Raw genomic sequence first — 17,025 nt, 5'->3', positions numbered from 1 at the left:
AAGCCAGCAGGACCACCAACAACGTCACCAGCGGGCTGCGCCTCACAGCGCATCCGCCTTTTTCTCAGCCCAGCGCCGGCCAATCTGGCGAACCCACTCGACGCCGAGAATCCCGACAAATCCGGCGACGGCGTAAGACAGCCCACCACCCATGCCGAACTTCTCGGCACCGACACCGACCAGGAACACCAGCACACCGCCCAGCGACGCCTCAATCAGACGTCGATCCCATCGCGGCTCTTTGTCGTCGTAAAGAATCCGCAGATAGCTCAGACCGAAAGCCAGCAAGCCGGCAAAACCGTGATCCTTGAGGGCTGCAATGACAATGACCCAGAAAGTCGGGTCTTTTTCTGGGGGCATGTTTGGCATCTCGTTTTTCTCCCGAAGCACGGGGAATGGGCATAAAAAAACCCCCGACCTGTGAGGGCCGGGGGCTAAAGGGAGTTCGCTGATAAGGTCGCCGTGTCCGCAAAAACACCACGATGGAGCAAAGAGTAGGGGAAAAGCTCACGCCTGTAAACAGCAATCCTGTAAAAAACATTAATCGTGTTAAACCCGAATACTGTCAACCCTGCGTTTTTTGCTCTGCCCTCACAGCTCCAGGGCGATCTCCGATCGAGCCAACAGACACCGTTGCTCACGACCCCAAACCCCACCGCAGCCCCGTGGCAGTGGCTTTTGACAGTTTTTGCACGTTCGTCCCGCTAACTTCCCGAGCTGGTCCTGCAGCAATCGGTTGTCGTTTCGCAGCAGCGTCGAAAGATACTCGGTTGCGGTATAGGGCTTGCCCTGAGAGCCGCGCGCCTTGCGGCCTTCAGCCAAAAAGGCCTGTTCCGCCGGGCCCAGTTTCAACTCGAAAGCCTCAACTCCGGCCGCTTTTTCGCGTTCGCGCTGCTCGGCCTTGCGAGTCGCCGCCGCTTCCCGCTTCATTTCTTCAGCGCTGTGACACGTCACAACTCCGGCCGCCTGCAAAACGTCGGCGGCGCGGTCTTCCAGATCCGGGTCGATTCTTCGGGCCTCGGTCATATTTAAAATCCTCTTATATGATTAATTTTGGTTTTGGGCGCTAAGCCAGCCATCCCGCCGGGTCCACGGCAGTGGGCTTAACCGCGCGTCTTGCTCCTGTCTTGTCCTGCAACGCATCAAAACCCTGCGCATCGAGCCAGCCGTGCCAGCGCTCCAGACCGTTGCGCTTGACCTGCTCGCCCATGGCCTGAAAGTAGGTGCGCTCCAGATCGGTCGTGGAATGGTTGAGCAACAGCTTGCCCACCAGCGGATCGACGCCAAGGTTTGCCCATATAGAAGGCGCGAGTTTGCGCAGGTCGTGACTGGTCCACTCGCCGGCGCCGTAACGGGTGAACACGGCGAAGGCCTGACTACGGGACATCGGACGGCCAGCGTGCGCGGTGGACGGAAACAGATAGGCCCCGTCATACCCCCTCGCCTTTTGCTTTTCTTTGTAACGCTCCAGAAAGGCCACGGCTTGCGGGGTCAGCGGCAACAGATGGTCACGCTTGGATTTGGTGTCAGCGCCGGGAATGAACCACTCCCCGGCATCCAAATGAATGTTTTTCCACTTGGCCAAGCGCGTTTCAGTGATGCGGGTTGCATGGGTCAGCATCAGCACCATCAGGGCTACGCCGGCCGCATCGATCGCGAAGGCCTCGGCCCATTCGGCCAGCAGATCCACCACGGCCACATGCCGCAAGCGCGCGCCCTTGGGGCGGATCTTGGCCTTGGTGAAATTGCCGAAGGTCACCCCGGCCATGGGGTTGACGGTGATTTTCTTGAGGGTCAGTGCGCGGTTAAACACCACCTTCAGCACGTCCAACGCCGACTTGACATAGCCCAGGCTGTACTCTTCCTGCATGTGCCAAATCAGGTGGCGGTCGAGGGTGTCGGGATTGAGTTTGCTCAGGTGCAGTTCGCCCAGGGCGGGCAGCAACTGGCGGTTGATCAGTGACATCGAGGTCGCCCGGCGATCCTTGGACAGACCCCGATCCGCCTTCAGGCGCTCGACGTACCAGCCCAGCACCTGGCCAACCCGCTCCCAGCCATCCACGGTGGCCACCGCCTTCGGATCAGCCATCAAACGAGCCAGCACCGCCGGTACGCTGTCGATCATCAGGCGGGCCGGCACGTCGGGCCAGTTCGCGGCCTTTCTCCAGATGTCGCCCTTGTCATGCCGGACCACATGCCAACTGCCCCTTGCTCGATCGTTACGGTAACGAAAGCGCAGCGGGTGCCGGGGGTCGTTCAGCTCATCAATGCTCGGATCTTCGGCATAACGCTTAATGACCGCATCGGACAGGGAGACGTTGAGTGTTGCCATGGTGCAAGCCTCGTTGGTGCCCACGGCCATGCCGGCGGGCGGCGTTGTCTTTCTTCAGGCCAAGCGAAGCCCTGACGCGCAAGGCGCCGGGGTCGCTAATGGATTCGCTTATTTTCTAAAAGGTGCAGGGCTGCGCCTTAGTGGATCGCTGCGCAGTCCGGGCAGTGGCGGACACGGTCAATGATGCGGGCCAGAGAGTTGAAGTTGATACCGGGCATCTGGTGGCCAATATGGAAACCCGGGGTTCGCTCGTACTCGCAACCCAGAACCTCACTCACTAGATCAACAATCGCATCCCACCCCAATTTTGGCGCGTGGACGACTTCAGCCTCACCGGCCCGCCACCACGCGGCGGCCATGCGGGTCAGCGGCTTGGCGAACATCAGGCAATGCGCCCCGGGCGCGCCCCAGCCGCCGGCGAATTGAAAATCGGCCAGATCACCGCCTTCACGGGTGCGCTCACGCTGCCGAGGATCGAGCGCCGCCGGCAACGGGCCCAGCGCCGTCTCGACGTGAATGGCAAAGCCCAGGGCGGCCCCCACAGCGTAAGGGCTTTCGCCTTTGAAGCCAGCAAACAACGGGTGAAGATTCATTGAGCCCCCAACTGATTTTCGATAATGGCGCGGGCTTCAGAAAGCCGGCGCTTATAGGTGGCGAAGCTGATCCCCAGGGCGTCGGCCTTTTCGAACTGGCCCACCCCCCGAGGGTCGTAATCCTTGATCCCGCGCCGCGTCACCACCCCCCACCACCCGGCGTCGTACTCCAGGCGCAGCACGTCGGCACACAGCGGACTGGCGATCGCCATGACGACCACGGCCGCCTCGATTTGGGCCTCAAGGGAGTCGGCCGGCTCACTGGAGTCCCCCGCACCGCCAAAGAACAGCTCGCCCTTGTTGTCGATCAGCTTGGCCAACATCGAGCGGCCTGCACTGGCCGTGCCGCCGGAGGCACACCACTGAGCCCACAGCTCATACCCTAAAGCCCCCTGACCACGTCCACGCCTTGCCATCGAACCCCCTAGCCGCCGGCTCTAACCGTCAGCTTGTGGCCTTTCTTGGTGTCACGGCGGCAGGCCGGGAACTTCAAACCACTGAGGCACACTTGCACCCCGAATACCGTTTCTGAGCGCTCACAGAACGCACAGCCGCCCGCGCGGATTTGCTGGGCTTCGACGATCTTGGCCGGGTCACCGTAGGCATAGGCCGGGAGCGCCCGGCTTAGCTCACGCACGGGCCCGCCGACGAACGCCGGAGCGCGACGCCAAGCCCAAGGTCAGCAGGTACTCCGACAACGCTTCCAGCGGCGCCAGCACATGCCCAAAGCCGTTTTCCCCCAGGGTCACCATGCGATCGGCGCGGCGGATCGGCACCAGGGCCGAGGGCTTAGCGCCATAGACGTGCCAGACCTCGCCGCCACTCTCACGCACCACGTCCGCCTCTTCCGGCGTCAGGCAATGCACGATCACCAGCCCGCCCGCCACCGGCGGTCGCGACTCCAGCCCGTCGATGGCCTGCGCCAGTCGTTGCGAACGGGTGGCGCCATCCAGCGGCGGCAGCTTCTTGCTGACCTCCCCACGGCGCGTCGGTGGATTCATGGCAAAGCCAGCCAAGCGGGCCTTGCCGGACCCCACAAGGCAATCGGTGACGCGTTCGCGGTCGGCTATTTCACCGCCAGATAAAGCAATCAAAAACACAGCATTCCCCTTGCTGCGCACTCAAGCGAGCGCGCGAAGTTTGTCGAGGCGAAGGGCCTTCAGATGGTCATGCAAGACAGCCGGGTGCGGCGCCTCACCGGCCTTAATGGCGCGCTCGGTGGCGGCCTCCACTTCGTCGACGGTGACGTTCGTCACGCACCAGCGGCGGAATAGTTGACGGGTGGCAGAATCGTTGAGCAGGTAGGGCGGGCAGTTCAGGTCAGACTTAAACCACTCCACCCACTGCTTGTCGGTGTTAAACAGAAGGCGCTCGCCCACGGCTTGAGCGGGTGCATCCGGCGGGATCAATCGAGCGACCAGCTCCCCAACCAACGTCAGGCGCAGCCGCCCGCCCTCATCGCCGCGATCCAGCACCCGGGCGTGATCGCAGTAGCTGAGGAACTCGCCGGCGTCTTCCTGATTGCAGCTCAGGGCCGCCAGAAAATCCCCCCAGGCCATTACGGCAGACAGCCCCGGCGCCGTGGTCGACCTATCGGCGCGCACGACGACCAGCTCGACCAGCTTCAGCAGCCGACCAAGACCGAGCAAGCCGAAACGCTGCTCGATCTTGCGGCCAATGACCATTTCTGACAGGCCTACGGGAAACGGCCGCGCATTCATTCCTTGAAACTCAGGTCTTGGCCGGGAAGCGTGAACTTGGCCTTACCCTCAATGAGCGCGTTCCAGAACGGGGTATAGATGCCGTTAAAGTCGACCACACCGCGCGTCACTATCACGATGTTCAAGGCCGCCTGAAAAGAAGGCGGCGCCTCGAAGCGGCGCCATGAATCGACCGTGCGACGTTTAACGCCCAGCAATTCGGCAGCCACCTGAGACGCGCCAATGGGCGCGAGACTATTAATCCAGGCGTTCAGTTCCACAGCAATTCCGTTTTAAACAGATTTGCTGTTTATATTGGACAGCCTAGTTACCAAACACAAGTTCTTTTTAGTGTTTTTTACACTTTGGCTGTATATTTGCGGACTGGAATGATTCCTAAAGAGACGCCAATGTTTGACATCAAAGAGACCATCAAGAAAAGACTCAAGGCGGCCCGAACACACAAGGGATGGACTTTCGCCGAATGTGGCGCCGCGCTGACAAAGCTCACGGGCAAAAACGTGATTGCTTCACGGTACGGAAATTGGGAACTCGGCATAAATATCCCGCCACTGGAGATGCTATTTGCGCTAGGCCAGGTTTTAGACAAGCCGCCGGCATATCTGGCAGGCCTGACCAATGATGATGGCAAGGCGCCCGAGACCCGCGAATATGCGGTGCCAACGATATCGACCGTCACAAGCGGGAACGGACTGGTCAAGCTTGGCGATAACGCCCTTGCGTTTCGGATGCGCTTTCTGGAAAGCATCAAGCTCGACAAAAACAACATGCTGGCGGTCGTTGCTCCTGACGACGCGATGGCGGGCATTATTGAAGAAGGCGATCGGGCGGTAATTGACCTCAGCGAAACCACTGTTACGCGTAACGATGTGTTCGCCATTATGGTCAATGGCCGCCTGTGGCTGCGCTGGATTCGCCAAACGCTGGATGGTAATTACTTGATCCAGGCTGAGCGAAGTGATCGCTACCCAGACCAACCCCTGACGCTGGAAGAACTGCAAGCTCTGCAAATCCTCGGTCGCGTCCGCATGATCACTCATTTACGCTAGTAAACGCCCCGCTTAAGGGGCTTTGCCGTGCCGCCAATTTACAGTTAAACTGTTCAAAACAGAAATAAGATAAAAGTTCCATCTGACCTGATTTTTCTCTCTGTAAATCTCGTGAGACGCCCGAACAAGCCGTGCAAACCCCTGTAGTAATTGCCTTTTGCCATCACTCGCGGCGACCTCTATAGTTGCGCACTTGGATCCACTGAGGCCCGGCCGCGACCGATCGCCACAGCCAGAAACAGCAAAACGCACCAATCCGGGGCACGAATTACTCACGATTTACAATTTAACTGTAAATAACAGAATGCAAGGTAGTAATCTGAAATGACAACAGGACTTTTGACCCCCAGTTTTTCCTCCTTCACCTCCCTTTCTCTCGGCAGCAGCGCCGGCGTCGTCCTATTTACCGAAGACACCCAACGCCTGATCTGCATAACGGTCAACCGAAAAGCAGCCGCTGCCGGTGGCATCGAGGCCATTGCCGCCCGCGCTATCGATACCGGCGACCACGATGAAGCCCTGCAACTGATCATTGACTTAGCCGCCGAGCTGCGCCAAGGACTCCAAATTTTGGCCAACCTTGCAGGCCAACTCGAAACCCAAAAAGCCGCCTAATTATCCCGGGGATAAGGAAACATACGATGTACGCTGAAATGGAAATTCAAGGCGAAGACGTTATTGGGCGGCCGGGGCAGGCGCTGAATGACACCGAGTTACGCGTACTGGTAGGCCTGGCCGATGGTGAAACCCCCAACACCATCGGCGCGCTGCTTGGCGTCGACAGCAGCAGTTTCCGACTGCTGGAACGCACCATCAAAGACAAACTCGGCGCCAAGACTCACCCCCACATGATTGCCCGCGCCTTCACCCTGGGCGTCCTGATCCCTCGCGCGCTGTGCCTGCTGCTGTCGGTCCTGTGCGTCACCGAACACGTCGACGACGGCAACCGCAACCAAACCCGGCGCGGCGGTCGTACCGCTCCCGCCTCACGACTGGCCCGCGCCAGTGTCGGCCGCGCCGCCAGCGGCCCCGGTGACCATCACGAAAGCGCGCGCATGGCCGAGTGCTTCCAGATGGCCAGCGCCCTGCGCATGGCGAGCTAACCCCTCGCCTTTCCCCGTAGCACCCTCAACCAACAGAAACAAAAAAAAGGCCTTGTTAGGATATTGTTTTAATATCCTAACAAGGCCTTTTTAATTCTATTTGCGGGTTACTAACGCATTAACAACCCGTTCCGCCATTCCCTACCGCTTACCGACTTAGTCCTTCGGCCGCGCCAGACTGACCCCATTGGCCAGCATGTTGTTGATCGCCATATTGATCAGGCCAGCACGGCCCATGCTCAGCTCATCGGCCATGTCGTCGACGCGCTTCAATTGCGCCGGATCGATGGTCAGGCTGATTTGCACTTTGTTGCCTTTCTTCACGCCCGGCCCCTTGGCGACAGCATCGGGCGCGGCCTGAATAAAGGTGTCGATGTCCTTCACCGGCGGCGTGATTTTCGGTTTCTTGGAAATGGTCATGGTCGTTTGTTCCAATATTAAAAACAGATTAATTGTATATCAAAATACAGCGGCAATAAGCGCCTTTAACTCGGCGATCGCCTTGGGGTCTTTGTCCTTGACCTCGGCCACTGACATGCCAGCGCCGGCCGCATTGGAGTACGCCTTGCGCAGCACCAACTTCTTAGACAGGTATTCAATCTGCGGGTAGTCGGCCAAGGCCTCGGACGCGGCCCGATTGTCCGCAGACATCACACCGGACTCCGCCTTGTTCAAGAAGGCATACACCCGCAACCCATCCCGCACGCTGCGCACTTCATCCACCAGCGCGGCGATGTCTTCCAAGGCCCACACCTCAAAGCTGCGCGGCTCAAACGGGATCAGCAGCACGTCAGCCAGCGACATCGCCGCCCGCAAGGCGGTCGAGTCCCGGCCGCCGGCATCGATAATGATGTCGTCGTAAAGATCCATTTGCGTCAGCACCTGGGAGCGCAACACCGGCCCATCCGCGTAAGTCGCACAGGCGATCGCCGGCAGCAGCCCCCCGCCGTCACGGATGGCGATCGCCTTTTGCGCGGTCGCTTGACGATCACCATCGACCACCAGCACCCGACGCCCGGCGCGAGCGCGCTCAGCGGAAATATTAACCACCGTCGTGGTCTTGCCCACGCCGCCCTTGGTATTCCCTACGACCATAACTGTCATGTCACGCCCTCGCATAGTTTTTTAATATTAAAACCGTATGCGCATCGTAGCGATAACGCACCGTATGTCAATTAAAGAAAGATGCAGACAGCAAACCAACCGAACGCCCGCGCATAAAAAAGCCCCGACTGGATCGGGGCTTTTTCTTGTCCGTGTGACCGGTCACGACTCCACGGCAAACACCCGAATGCCCGCGCCCGAGGTGAAGCGCTCGACCGTGTCCAGGCTGGCCCAGGTGCGCACCGCTTCGCGCTGGGAGCGCACGGCCAGCCAGTGCGACGCCGGCCCGCCGAGGCGCACATAAACCGCCCAGCGCTCACCATGCCGGGCCACCTTGCACTCACGCACCGAACCGCCGGCGATCAGCTCCAGCAACTGCCCTTCGTCGAAGCCCTTGCGCTTCATGGCGACCCCGGGCGATCAGCCGACCAGAACGTCAGTGACGACGCGCCCAGGTAACGCACCTCCCCGCCCAGCCCCTGCCCACCGGGCAAGATCACCCGCACCGCGTCCAGGGACGCCGGCAACGCATACGGAAAGGACAATTCAAACAACCCGGGCAGGGTTTCCCCGAGGGTCACACTCACCGCCGCCTCGGCCTCGGCGCCGTCCACCTGGGCGAACGTCAACACCGCCGGCCCCACATACGAAAACGCCACCCTTACCCCCTCAACTCAAAACCCGCCCGACCAACCGGCGCAGCCTACCAGAAGGCGGCGCCGTTACCGTAACGCCGGACAGTCATTGGAATTCATCCTCTTGCAACACGCGCGGGTCCGCGCTGCGCGCCAGGCGTGCGCACTCGCGGGCGAACTCGGCCGGCGTGTAGTTGCTCAGAATCGCCACCATGTTTTTCAGCCGCGATTTGAAGTGCCCGGCATGCAGGCCGCGGGCATTCGCCCCGGGCTGGGCCACACCGTCCGCACTCACACCGAGACGCACCTGGGCGGCCGCGACGGCCCGGCGCCCGTGCATGGCAAAGCCTTCGGCAGCGATCGGGTGATAGCCTTCCTCTACCATCATTTCCACCACCCATTTCACGTACTGGCCGGCCTCTTCCAGCTCCTCGGCCGTCTGCACCTGCTCCACCCGCCCGATCAGCTGCATCGCCCGGGCCTCCATCCCCTGGGCGTGGCCCAAGGTCATATTTTTGGCTTTCTTCGCTGCCATTATTCGACGACCTCGATCGTCACCGACACCGGATAGACGTCGTCGGCCACCCCGAAAAACTCCGCACCGAACAGCGCCACCCCCTCACGCCAGCGCGGCAACAGCCGGCGCCGCGCCGCGCCGGCGCACTCGATCAATTGCCGGCGATACGGGGCGACCTCAGCCGCGTTCAGGCCCATGGCTTGCACCCGGGTCAACAGCGATTCAATGAACCAAACGTGCTGCCGTACCTGCTCCAGACTGCCGCACTCGGCGAACTTGTCCAGCTCACCGATCAAGCCGCTGGCCCAGCATTGCCTTTGCGACACCGTGGGCACGGGCAGGCTGGCCCAAGCCCACGGCTGCACCCGGTACATGCGAAAGGCCCACACCTCGCTGTCATTCAGAAAGGCGATCGCCGCCCGTCGACACCAATGGCCACGCACCAGACGCTGCTCTACCAGCACCGTCAGCAGGCAGCGGGCACGCTGCAGGCCGATGCCGAAACGGCGCCTCAGCGCCCCGGGGCCGGTAAAGGGCCGGGCGGCGACAAAGCGTGTCACCGCCGGCAACAGCGGGTCGTCATGCGCCGCCGGCGACGCGCAGAACGTCACCGCAAACGTCGCCGAGCGCGGCGCAGCCAAAAACCCCTCGACCTGGGCCAGCACCGCCGGGTCGGCCGATTCACCGATCACCGTCACGGTGACATCGGTCGGGGTGTACACCTTGGACGCGGCCATTATTCAAACCCCGCCAGCCAACCCGGCTCCGTGGTGGCCGCCAGCAGCTCGCGCAAGGTGCCGGCCGGCGTGCCGTCTTCCTCGACCATGGGCAGGTCCAACGTTTTGGCGCACACGGCCAGCACGTCGTCCAGATCGTAAGCATCGGGCATGGCCGAATGCTCGACGCACAACGCCAGCGCATGCTCGGGGCTCAAGGCCGCGTAAATGTCCATGTCGCCGACCCAAAAGGCGATCAGATTGGTGACCGGGTCGGCCTGGGCGACCCATTCGGGGATGGGCTGGCTCGGGTGAAAGACGTGCGGCATGGTGAATCTCCTTTTTTAGATGGTGGGTGACGCATCACGCGGCGCGGGCACCAGCCACGCGGGGTAATCCTGAAACACCCCCTCGCCCTGGTGATGCGCGCACGCCTCGTTGGTGCAGGCCAGCCACCAATCCCATTCAGCCGCCGCCGGGCGCGCCGCGATCAGGCCGTCATTGCACACGTAGTGTGCGACCTCGGCACCGCAGTCCCGGCAGGTGCCGACAACGGCATGAAAGTCTTCTTTCGAAAGCAATTGCATGGGCTGAATCTCCTTTTTAGAGGGTGGGTGACGCGTCACGCGCCGGTCGATGTCAACGGCATATGCCGCAAGCGGGCGGTCGCGTTCAGCACGGCCAGGGCGCGCAACTGGCGGGCGCGGTTGATGTCCAGCTCGCCGGCCCCGACCAGACGCCGCAGCTCGGCCAGTACCTCGTCCCGGGCGCTGGCCAGCGCCTTCAGGTCAGGGGCAAACAGGATCGGGTCAAACAGATGCTGTGAGAGCAACACCAGCGGATCAATGTGCGGGCCATCGAGCGGGGTCATGGCGGACGGTTCTCCGGTTCGGCAAAGGGTCGGACTGCGCCTAAAATCATTTAGGCATAAAGTGATGCATCAGTTTACCTAAAAGTGATTCTCTCGGGCACAAAAAAAGACCCCCGGCACCTCATAAGGCGACGGGGGTCATTGAACATAAACGCCGTTACTCGTAACGCGCCGGCTCACTCCGGACGGCGCGCGCGCTCGACTTCATCGAACAATTTGCACGCCACCACCCAGGCAAGGCTGTCCATTTCTACCCGCGCCCGGCCGACGGCCAGACTCAAGCGCTCCAACTCTTGCCAGTCCGACGCACTATTGTCCTTGGGCAGCGTCTCCACGGCGGCGCGCCAGGCCTGTCGCGCGGCGTCGAAGTTGTCCAGCTCGGTCTTGAACTTGTCACTGTCGATCATTGGCATGGCGGGGGTTCCTTTCAGTTCGGTTCGTTAGGGGTAACGCGCGGGTCACTCGCTCGGGCGGTCGGACGGCTCCGACTCAAACGGAATCGGATCAGCCGCCGCCATGGCCTTGGCGCGCGCCACTGCCTGCTCATACAGCCCGGCTTCCTTAAGGTCGCGAATCTCGTCTTCGCGATCCCATTCCTCCTGCTCCCAGCGTGTCTGGTTCTCGTCATCGATGGCCGCCGCACAACCCGTGCAGAAGCCATCCCACGGATGCGGCTCAACCATTTGCCCGCACAGCGAATGGTAATGACAGGGCACCAAGTCGGGCATGGCGGCCACTCCGGTCACGGGGATGGCGGCAGCGCGGCAATGGCCAAGTAACAGGCTGCGCGCGGACTTTCGGCATAGGCCCAGTCGGTCGGCTCATTCAGCCGGGCCACATACGCGGCCCACTGCCACCGCCCTTCGCGCCAGATCGGCGCCACGCCCAGGCCATGGCGCTCTAACAGTTGCTCCAGGGGCACGGCGTCCAGCTCGGTCACAGTTGGGGATTTCTCATTCATCATGGCGGGGGTTCCTTTCAGTTGGTCGGGCGAATCTTGGCCCGCTCAAAGGCCGGCGACCTCGGCAGCGGCTGCCAGTGCGTGACGGCTTCGACGTGCATAAAGTCATGCTCGCCGCCGTAGAGCTTCCACGTTCCATCCTCGCGCATGTGCGCCATGCCTAACGTCGACGGGTCGCGCTCATCGGTGACCAGCACCGTATGCGACACCATCGTGTCATCGGTGGTGCATTCATGCGGGCATTCCGGCAGGCGTTCGTTGCAGTCGATCCATTCGTTCATGATAGGGGTTCCTTGATGTGTGCGAAAAGTTGACAGGTTCAGGGCCGGCGGAAAAGTTATTCCAAATAAGGGCAAAACTTTTCCGGTGCCGGGATTTTGTTCGCGGCGTGACGGGTAACGCCGGGGCTATTCGCCTGACTGCTTGCGGTAGTCCGTCGGCAGGCCGGCCGCCTTGAGACGGCCTTCCCATGTCTTGATCGCCTTGTGCGCCTTGTTGCGCTCGCTTTCGAGCAGGGCGTTTTCGCGCTGCAAGTCGGTCACTTGGCGGCGCAGCTCAGCGGCCTCATCGACCTTAGCCGCCGCCGGAATGCGCTCCATGTACTCCGGCGCACCGGTCGCTCGGTAATCCGCCGGGGTCGCCTCATTCCAATACCACTGTTTTTTATCCGTCGACACGCGATCGCTCAGGCCGGCATCGCGCAAACGGGCCTGCAACAGCTCGACGGCGCGAACCAATTCGGCGTGCTGGTTGTTTCGCAAGCGCAACAAGCCCATGGCCAAGGCCGCCCGCGCAAAATCGCTCGGCAACGCTTCCCACGCCGGCACCCGCCGCGCGTCCGTCAGTTCTCGTGCCGCCAGCTCGCCGCCTTGGCGCTGGATCGCCTCCAGACGCTGCACCATGCCGCGCTGCCGCTCCAGCTCGTCGCGCAGGAATGCCGCCGGCCGGTAGCTACTACGCTTCGGCTCGGCCAAGTAACGGCCGTTGTCACCCTCAGGCCATAGCTTGACCAGCAATGAATCAAACCCGGGCTTGTTGCTGGTTTCCCAATCCTTCGGCCGGTGAAACAGATCCTCATGGGCCAGCAGGCCCAGGCTCAACACCATGCGGTCGGTTTGGGTCAGCGCAATGGCCTTGAGCCCTTCGGTGTCGGCCAGCTCTTTCAGCCGCTGCCGGTGCCGGCGCTGCCGCTCGGCATTGCTCAGTGCCACCTTGGCGCTCGGATCTTTCGGCGCATCGCCGAACATCGCCAGTTGCCCGTCCGGGCGCACGCCGGCCAGGGCGTCGGCCAGCCAGCCGGGGCGCTTTTTCGGACTGCTGCGCGCCCAGGCATCCGCCTTGATCGCCTTCAACCGCCCTTCGGACTTCATCACATCCAACACCATCCGCCGGGCTGACTGATCCACCGTGTCGCCGAGGCTGGACGTCACGGTCAGGCCCGCCGAGCGGTAACCCGTTTCGCTGATAAACGGTTTATCCAAGTCCACCGCGTGCAGATCACAAGCCCGATGATTGCCCAGCATGTCGTCGGTCATCACCACCCATACGCGCACCCCTTCCACCTCCAGCAGAAACTCGCCCGCCTGCCCCCAACGCGGCACCTGCCCCGGCCTGGCCGCCACCGCCCGGGCCAGCACATGACCAGCACTGTCGGCATCAGCCATACAGCCCATCATGGTTTCGCCGTTGAGCTTGTACACCAGCGCGCCATAGGCGCTTTCCATCTGATCCAGCACCTCAACGTGCCCGGCCAGCACGGCGTCGTGGTACTTCTCGGCGTACTGCATGGCAAGGCCGGCGAACTGCTCGGGCTGGACGTTGGCCAGCTCGGCGACCAGCGCCAGGAACTCGGGGCGCTCTTCCCGGGGGACGTATTGCATGGGTTTCTTGCGGGCCATCGCGGGCACTCCACTGTGCGCCCCGGCCGGCAGGCCGGGGCAACTGTCCTTAAAGTCCGATTTCATCCATCAGGGCATCTAGGGCGACATCGCCTTCGCGCGCCTGATAGGCCGTCAACAGCGCGGCGCGGGTCATGTTCTCGGCCGGGGGCAGGACGGTGCCGCCGATCAGGCGGACGGCTTCAATCAAGCGGGTGGTGGGCAATTGGTTGGCCACTTGCTGCATGCGGGCCGAGAGCTGGGCGGTGGTCATTGGGTCTAATCCGGTAGCGACTTGATGGCCATCATCATGCCGAGACTGAATACTCAAATCAACCTTTTTTAATATTAAATCAATATCTTTTTAATTCTTTAAAAGCATCCTTTACGCCTAACGGTTGCAACGCCCGCGCTCGGCAACGCGACCTCGTCCGCCATGCCGGCACCGCCTATCGCCCAGCGCCGACCGGCGATCGCTGACAATCCGCGTGAGCACGCCCAGGGCGATCGCCCGGTCAGCGCCTGAGCCTGACCGTCGTTCTCGCCCCGGCGGACTCGCAGGCGGCGAGGGCTCCGAAGGGGGCACCCGTCGTGACCCACCCCCTCGCTGTTCGCCGGAGCGCTTGCGCGACAGGCCAGCCGAAGGCGGCGCGTGAAGGAGCGAAGGGGCGACACTCGGCCTATCGGGTGTAATTGCTACCAGCGCGACCCACAGCGACTGGAAGGCGCCTTCCTGACGGAACGGCGGCGGATGCTTCAGCGACCCACGTCCCGCCGTGCCGTAGGCACGAACTGCGGGCGGCCGAACCGCCTGGGCGAAGCTCAGGCACAAACAGACTGTTCTCGGCATAGCCGAGGCATTACTAGGTCAGCCGCAGGCTGGCCATGCTTCTCTAGTTGTACAGAGGGAAAGACCAACACTGACTTAATCCAACTCTTGAGGGACTTAATATTGGGGGGGTACGACTTAATTTTGATCTCGCGGCGCCGTGGCCGGCGCGGGCAGGGGATCGCGCGCGGCGGGCGACCGTTTTGGGCACGCCACGGGCGTTTAGGGAGGGTTTGCCGGCCAAGGCCGAGGAAGCCGGAGGGGGTACAACGCAAAATCGCCAGCAAGCGCCCATAGAGAGGCGCCCCGGCGATCAGGGGGAAGGGTTAACGCTGGGGGGAAGGGTGGCGGGCTAGCTGCCGCCGAGTCGTCGACGCATAAAGTCGTCGTAGCTCAGCCAGCCGTGCTGGGCCTGCAATTTAAGCTGCTCCAAGGTGCGCGGGGCACGGCCCAGGGCGGCTTTAATGCTGGCCAGCACCTTGGCTTCCAGCTCGGCGTATTCCTGCTTCAGCGCCGCCTCGACGGATGGGCGCGCGCTGCCGATGCTGGGGGCGCGATTCTTGGCGGTCGGGGCGCCGAACAGCTCGCGCTTGACGTTGGCTGATTGAATCTCTTTAACCAACTGTTTGCGCTGGTTGACGTTCTCCACGCCGGCGTTGCTGGCATCCATCAGGAAGCCGCCCACCCGCGCATTCGCCCGCTGACGGGCTTTCTCGACGCGCTTGGCGGACCAACCGGCAACCAGTCGCAGGAATTTCTCGCTGAACGTCTTGATCGCGGTTAACGCGCGTTTGCCGGCGTCCTTTTCTTCGTACTGCTCAAACACGGAAATCACGCCGGCGGCCTTCAGGTCGCGCACGGTGCGCCAGAAACGCGAAGTCGGCACCTCTTTAACCTGCCCCTCGTTTTCGCGGTCCTTGACCATGCAGGTCATGGCGCAACGCCGGGCGATGTCCAAAAAGGAAATACTGACGAACTCGCCGCTAGTGGCGTAGTAGCCGACCCGCAACGACTTAAGGTCGAGGTAGGTAAAGATCACCGAGACGACCAGGGCGTGCCCTTCGCGCGCCTCACTACGATTCTGCCGCTTGGAGCCGTCTTGATTGCGCTTTTTCGACAGGTACGCCAGCGGCTCTAGGGCCTTGGGGTTGCTGAAATACGCTTGAATGCGGTTGATTCCGACCTGAATCAGTCGCGGCCAGTTGCCGCCGCTGGGGATGTGCAGGCTTAGCCGATCGACGGCCAGCGCTTGTGGGTCGTGCCCACAGCGGTTTCCCGACCCAAGGTGAAGCCCCGGGTACGGATAAAGTGAACGACCCCAGACTAAAGTCTGCGGGCTGTCCTCGGCCATCATGGCGGACATGCTGCTTTCCCCTAAGCAATAGGCTTGCTTCGAAGGGGACCGTCCACTAAACTCCAACCTTGTCGAGGTCTTCCAGAGTTTTTTGCGGAACGATCACCGAAAACCCTAGGCTTGCAGGCCTGGGGTTTTCTTTTTTCTAAGCCTTTGTAAATCTTAAAATTCTTGTCTCTCGGCAGATGCCGGACGCCAAAAGAATAGCAAAGGCGCCCCGTCTTGAACATCTAAACTGTTTAAATAATTTCCCCGCTCGCCGTCCGGCGACACTTCGTCATGCCTGACGGGCCAGCCATGGGCCACCAACGCCGCACGATAGTAGCCCCCAAAGCGGTCACCGATCAAAGGTTTCAGGCGTATGACCAGCCGACAGCCGGTCGACTACGGCGGCGCCGGGCGCTGACTGGCCGCCCAAACCGCCCGCACATAGCCCTGACAGGCCGCCAGCGCGATCAATCCTCGATCGCCGTCACCGGTGATGCCGATAATTCGCTGAGCATGCGCGGGGTCAAGTTCGGCTCTTGTGCCTCCATGAACCACGCCGCCGGCGCTGGCAGCGGCTGACAGCCCGTCACCGCCTGCACGGCCGGGGCCGGTGGCGAGTAGGACTGACAACCGGACATCAGCAGTGGCAAGGCGATCAGACAGGCGGTGCTGAGTGTTCTTTGCATCGGACAGTTCCTTGTAATGGGTTTCATCGTTGAGCTTCAGGCGGCCCTCCAGGGCGACGCGCTTGGCCTGCTCAATCACCAGCGCGGCCGTCACCGCGTCAGCGCGAGCCGTCGCCGACTGCGCCTCGGCGGTCGCCTTCTCAGCCGCTTGCCGGCCCTGCTCGGCGAGCGCTTGACCATAACGCCAGTCTTGGACGGTCCACGCGCCGCCAGCAGCGGCACCGGCGATCGCCAGCAGCACCAGGGCGATCGCCCAGGGACGCAGCGCCGGCGGAATCAGATCGATCAGAGACATAACACCCCCTTGGCCACGGCCCACAGGGCACGGCGATCGGCCTCGCCGTTGTTACCGCCATTGATCACCCGCGTGATGCGATCGAACAGGCCGGCGTCGGCCAGCTCGTTCAAGCCGTGATCCCACCAGTACCAGGCCGCCGACAGCGCCGCGAACTCCGGCTGCTCCAAAAGCTCAGGCTCGTCCAACAGGGGCAGCCCCAGGGCTTTGCCGCACCGTCGGTACATATCGCGGCCGGTGATGCCGATCGCGCCCCGGGCGCGGTAGCGGTAGCCATCGCCCGAGGCCTCGGGACCGTTGCCCATCCGATCGGCGTAGACCCGGTTGGCCATCTTTTCCGAGTTGCGCAAGTAGGCCTTGGCGTCCTCGACCTCGGCGGGGTCGACCCGGCCGT

Annotated in this window: 30 protein-coding genes; 3 read left to right on the top strand and 27 right to left on the bottom strand. The window is 62.1% G+C overall.

What is annotated here, in order from left to right; genetic code table 11:
- Window positions 1-42 precede the first annotated feature (42 nt).
- The 9 genes from ACIQU2_RS27505 to ACIQU2_RS27465 form a co-directional block, all read right to left on the bottom strand.
- Window positions 43-360: a phage holin, lambda family gene (locus ACIQU2_RS27505; RefSeq protein WP_403145492.1), complete on the bottom strand. Its 318-nt coding sequence runs from the start codon at window positions 358-360 to the stop codon at window positions 43-45.
- 231 nt (window positions 361-591) lie between these two features.
- Complete coding sequence (locus ACIQU2_RS27500; protein ID WP_403145489.1) at window positions 592-1,026, bottom strand: hypothetical protein; 435 nt, start codon at window positions 1,024-1,026, stop codon at window positions 592-594.
- A 40-nt stretch (window positions 1,027-1,066) separates the two neighbouring features.
- Window positions 1,067-2,332 (bottom strand): tyrosine-type recombinase/integrase, encoded by a 1,266-nt coding sequence (locus tag ACIQU2_RS27495; protein WP_403145487.1) that lies wholly within the window; start codon window positions 2,330-2,332, stop codon window positions 1,067-1,069.
- A gap of 137 nt (window positions 2,333-2,469) precedes the next feature.
- Window positions 2,470-2,925 carry a hypothetical protein gene (locus ACIQU2_RS27490; protein WP_403145484.1) on the bottom strand — a complete coding sequence of 152 codons (456 nt, stop codon included), beginning with the start codon at window positions 2,923-2,925 and terminating at the stop codon, window positions 2,470-2,472.
- Window positions 2,922-3,341 (bottom strand): hypothetical protein, encoded by a 420-nt coding sequence (locus ACIQU2_RS27485; RefSeq protein ID WP_403145481.1) that lies wholly within the window; start codon window positions 3,339-3,341, stop codon window positions 2,922-2,924. The genes ACIQU2_RS27490 and ACIQU2_RS27485 overlap by 4 nt, the downstream gene beginning before the upstream one ends.
- Before the next feature lie 8 nt (window positions 3,342-3,349).
- Entirely contained in the window at window positions 3,350-3,562 is a 213-nt protein-coding gene (locus ACIQU2_RS27480) for a hypothetical protein (RefSeq protein ID WP_403145479.1), read from the bottom strand.
- Window positions 3,555-3,926, bottom strand: a complete 372-nt coding sequence (locus ACIQU2_RS27475; protein ID WP_403145477.1) for a hypothetical protein — start codon at window positions 3,924-3,926, stop codon at window positions 3,555-3,557. The genes ACIQU2_RS27480 and ACIQU2_RS27475 overlap by 8 nt, the downstream gene beginning before the upstream one ends.
- A 120-nt stretch (window positions 3,927-4,046) precedes the next feature.
- Window positions 4,047-4,646 (bottom strand): hypothetical protein, encoded by a 600-nt coding sequence (locus ACIQU2_RS27470; RefSeq protein WP_403145475.1) that lies wholly within the window; start codon window positions 4,644-4,646, stop codon window positions 4,047-4,049.
- Window positions 4,643-4,906 carry a hypothetical protein gene (locus ACIQU2_RS27465; protein ID WP_403145473.1) on the bottom strand — a complete coding sequence of 88 codons (264 nt, stop codon included), beginning with the start codon at window positions 4,904-4,906 and terminating at the stop codon, window positions 4,643-4,645. Before ACIQU2_RS27465 ends, ACIQU2_RS27470 begins: the two co-directional genes overlap by 4 nt.
- A gap of 129 nt (window positions 4,907-5,035) precedes the next feature.
- Here ACIQU2_RS27465 and ACIQU2_RS27460 point away from each other — a divergent pair, with 129 nt between their 5' ends.
- From ACIQU2_RS27460 to ACIQU2_RS27450, 3 genes are all read left to right on the top strand, one after another.
- Window positions 5,036-5,695, top strand: a complete 660-nt coding sequence (locus ACIQU2_RS27460; protein ID WP_403145470.1) for an XRE family transcriptional regulator — start codon at window positions 5,036-5,038, stop codon at window positions 5,693-5,695.
- A 324-nt stretch (window positions 5,696-6,019) separates the two neighbouring features.
- Window positions 6,020-6,310, top strand: a complete 291-nt coding sequence (locus ACIQU2_RS27455) for a hypothetical protein (protein WP_403145468.1) — start codon at window positions 6,020-6,022, stop codon at window positions 6,308-6,310.
- Window positions 6,311-6,336: 26 nt separating this feature from the next.
- Window positions 6,337-6,798, top strand: a complete 462-nt coding sequence (locus ACIQU2_RS27450; protein ID WP_403145465.1) for a hypothetical protein — start codon at window positions 6,337-6,339, stop codon at window positions 6,796-6,798.
- Between the two features lie 156 nt (window positions 6,799-6,954).
- On the opposite strand, the gene ACIQU2_RS27445 is transcribed toward ACIQU2_RS27450, so the two are convergent.
- The 18 genes from ACIQU2_RS27445 to ACIQU2_RS27360 all read right to left on the bottom strand — a co-directional run.
- The gene (locus ACIQU2_RS27445; protein WP_403145462.1) at window positions 6,955-7,218 is read right to left on the bottom strand and encodes a hypothetical protein; all 264 of its coding nucleotides are present in this window, start codon (window positions 7,216-7,218) and stop codon (window positions 6,955-6,957) included.
- Between the two features lie 39 nt (window positions 7,219-7,257).
- A complete protein-coding gene (locus ACIQU2_RS27440; protein WP_403145460.1) occupies window positions 7,258-7,902 on the bottom strand; it encodes an AAA family ATPase in 645 nt (214 codons plus the stop codon).
- Window positions 7,903-8,064: 162 nt separating this feature from the next.
- Window positions 8,065-8,307, bottom strand: coding sequence for a hypothetical protein (locus tag ACIQU2_RS27435; RefSeq protein WP_403145457.1), 243 nt, complete (start codon window positions 8,305-8,307; stop codon window positions 8,065-8,067).
- Window positions 8,304-8,561, bottom strand: a complete 258-nt coding sequence (locus tag ACIQU2_RS27430) for a hypothetical protein (protein ID WP_403145455.1) — start codon at window positions 8,559-8,561, stop codon at window positions 8,304-8,306. Before ACIQU2_RS27430 ends, ACIQU2_RS27435 begins: the two co-directional genes overlap by 4 nt.
- 82 nt (window positions 8,562-8,643) lie before the next feature.
- A complete protein-coding gene (locus tag ACIQU2_RS27425; RefSeq protein WP_403145453.1) occupies window positions 8,644-9,072 on the bottom strand; it encodes a hypothetical protein in 429 nt (142 codons plus the stop codon).
- Window positions 9,072-9,791 (bottom strand): hypothetical protein, encoded by a 720-nt coding sequence (locus ACIQU2_RS27420; protein ID WP_403145450.1) that lies wholly within the window; start codon window positions 9,789-9,791, stop codon window positions 9,072-9,074. Before ACIQU2_RS27420 ends, ACIQU2_RS27425 begins: the two co-directional genes overlap by 1 nt.
- Window positions 9,791-10,099 carry a hypothetical protein gene (locus ACIQU2_RS27415; protein ID WP_403145447.1) on the bottom strand — a complete coding sequence of 103 codons (309 nt, stop codon included), beginning with the start codon at window positions 10,097-10,099 and terminating at the stop codon, window positions 9,791-9,793. The genes ACIQU2_RS27420 and ACIQU2_RS27415 overlap by 1 nt, the downstream gene beginning before the upstream one ends.
- Before the next feature lie 15 nt (window positions 10,100-10,114).
- Window positions 10,115-10,357 carry a hypothetical protein gene (locus ACIQU2_RS27410; protein WP_403145445.1) on the bottom strand — a complete coding sequence of 81 codons (243 nt, stop codon included), beginning with the start codon at window positions 10,355-10,357 and terminating at the stop codon, window positions 10,115-10,117.
- Window positions 10,358-10,392: 35 nt separating this feature from the next.
- Window positions 10,393-10,641: a hypothetical protein gene (locus ACIQU2_RS27405; RefSeq protein ID WP_403145443.1), complete on the bottom strand. Its 249-nt coding sequence runs from the start codon at window positions 10,639-10,641 to the stop codon at window positions 10,393-10,395.
- A gap of 176 nt (window positions 10,642-10,817) precedes the next feature.
- The gene (locus ACIQU2_RS27400; protein ID WP_403145440.1) at window positions 10,818-11,054 is read right to left on the bottom strand and encodes a hypothetical protein; all 237 of its coding nucleotides are present in this window, start codon (window positions 11,052-11,054) and stop codon (window positions 10,818-10,820) included.
- A 45-nt stretch (window positions 11,055-11,099) separates the two neighbouring features.
- Window positions 11,100-11,369: a hypothetical protein gene (locus tag ACIQU2_RS27395; RefSeq protein WP_403145437.1), complete on the bottom strand. Its 270-nt coding sequence runs from the start codon at window positions 11,367-11,369 to the stop codon at window positions 11,100-11,102.
- A gap of 14 nt (window positions 11,370-11,383) precedes the next feature.
- A complete protein-coding gene (locus tag ACIQU2_RS27390) occupies window positions 11,384-11,602 on the bottom strand; it encodes a hypothetical protein (RefSeq protein ID WP_403145434.1) in 219 nt (72 codons plus the stop codon).
- Window positions 11,603-11,619: 17 nt separating this feature from the next.
- Window positions 11,620-11,883 (bottom strand): DUF551 domain-containing protein, encoded by a 264-nt coding sequence (locus tag ACIQU2_RS27385; RefSeq protein WP_403145431.1) that lies wholly within the window; start codon window positions 11,881-11,883, stop codon window positions 11,620-11,622.
- Window positions 11,884-12,009: 126 nt separating this feature from the next.
- Window positions 12,010-13,500, bottom strand: a complete 1,491-nt coding sequence (locus tag ACIQU2_RS27380; RefSeq protein ID WP_403145429.1) for a KlcB family protein — start codon at window positions 13,498-13,500, stop codon at window positions 12,010-12,012.
- 49 nt (window positions 13,501-13,549) lie between these two features.
- On the bottom strand, window positions 13,550-13,753 hold the full coding sequence (locus ACIQU2_RS27375; protein WP_403145426.1) for a hypothetical protein: 204 nt from the start codon (window positions 13,751-13,753) through the stop codon (window positions 13,550-13,552).
- Window positions 13,754-14,660: 907 nt separating this feature from the next.
- Window positions 14,661-15,671 (bottom strand): hypothetical protein, encoded by a 1,011-nt coding sequence (locus ACIQU2_RS27370; RefSeq protein ID WP_403145423.1) that lies wholly within the window; start codon window positions 15,669-15,671, stop codon window positions 14,661-14,663.
- Between the two features lie 375 nt (window positions 15,672-16,046).
- Window positions 16,047-16,631, bottom strand: a complete 585-nt coding sequence (locus ACIQU2_RS27365; protein WP_403145420.1) for a lysis protein — start codon at window positions 16,629-16,631, stop codon at window positions 16,047-16,049.
- On the bottom strand, window positions 16,622-17,025 hold a 404-nt coding region (locus tag ACIQU2_RS27360; protein WP_403145417.1), incomplete at its 5' end, for a glycoside hydrolase family 19 protein. The genes ACIQU2_RS27360 and ACIQU2_RS27365, both read right to left, overlap by 10 nt.

Source organism: Pseudomonas sp. NPDC098740, assembly GCF_044760065.1.
Taxonomy (GTDB): Bacteria; Pseudomonadota; Gammaproteobacteria; order Pseudomonadales; family Pseudomonadaceae; genus Aquipseudomonas; species Aquipseudomonas rossensis.
Note: the sequence above shows the minus strand (reverse complement) of the source record. Positions and strands in the feature narration are given on the sequence as shown.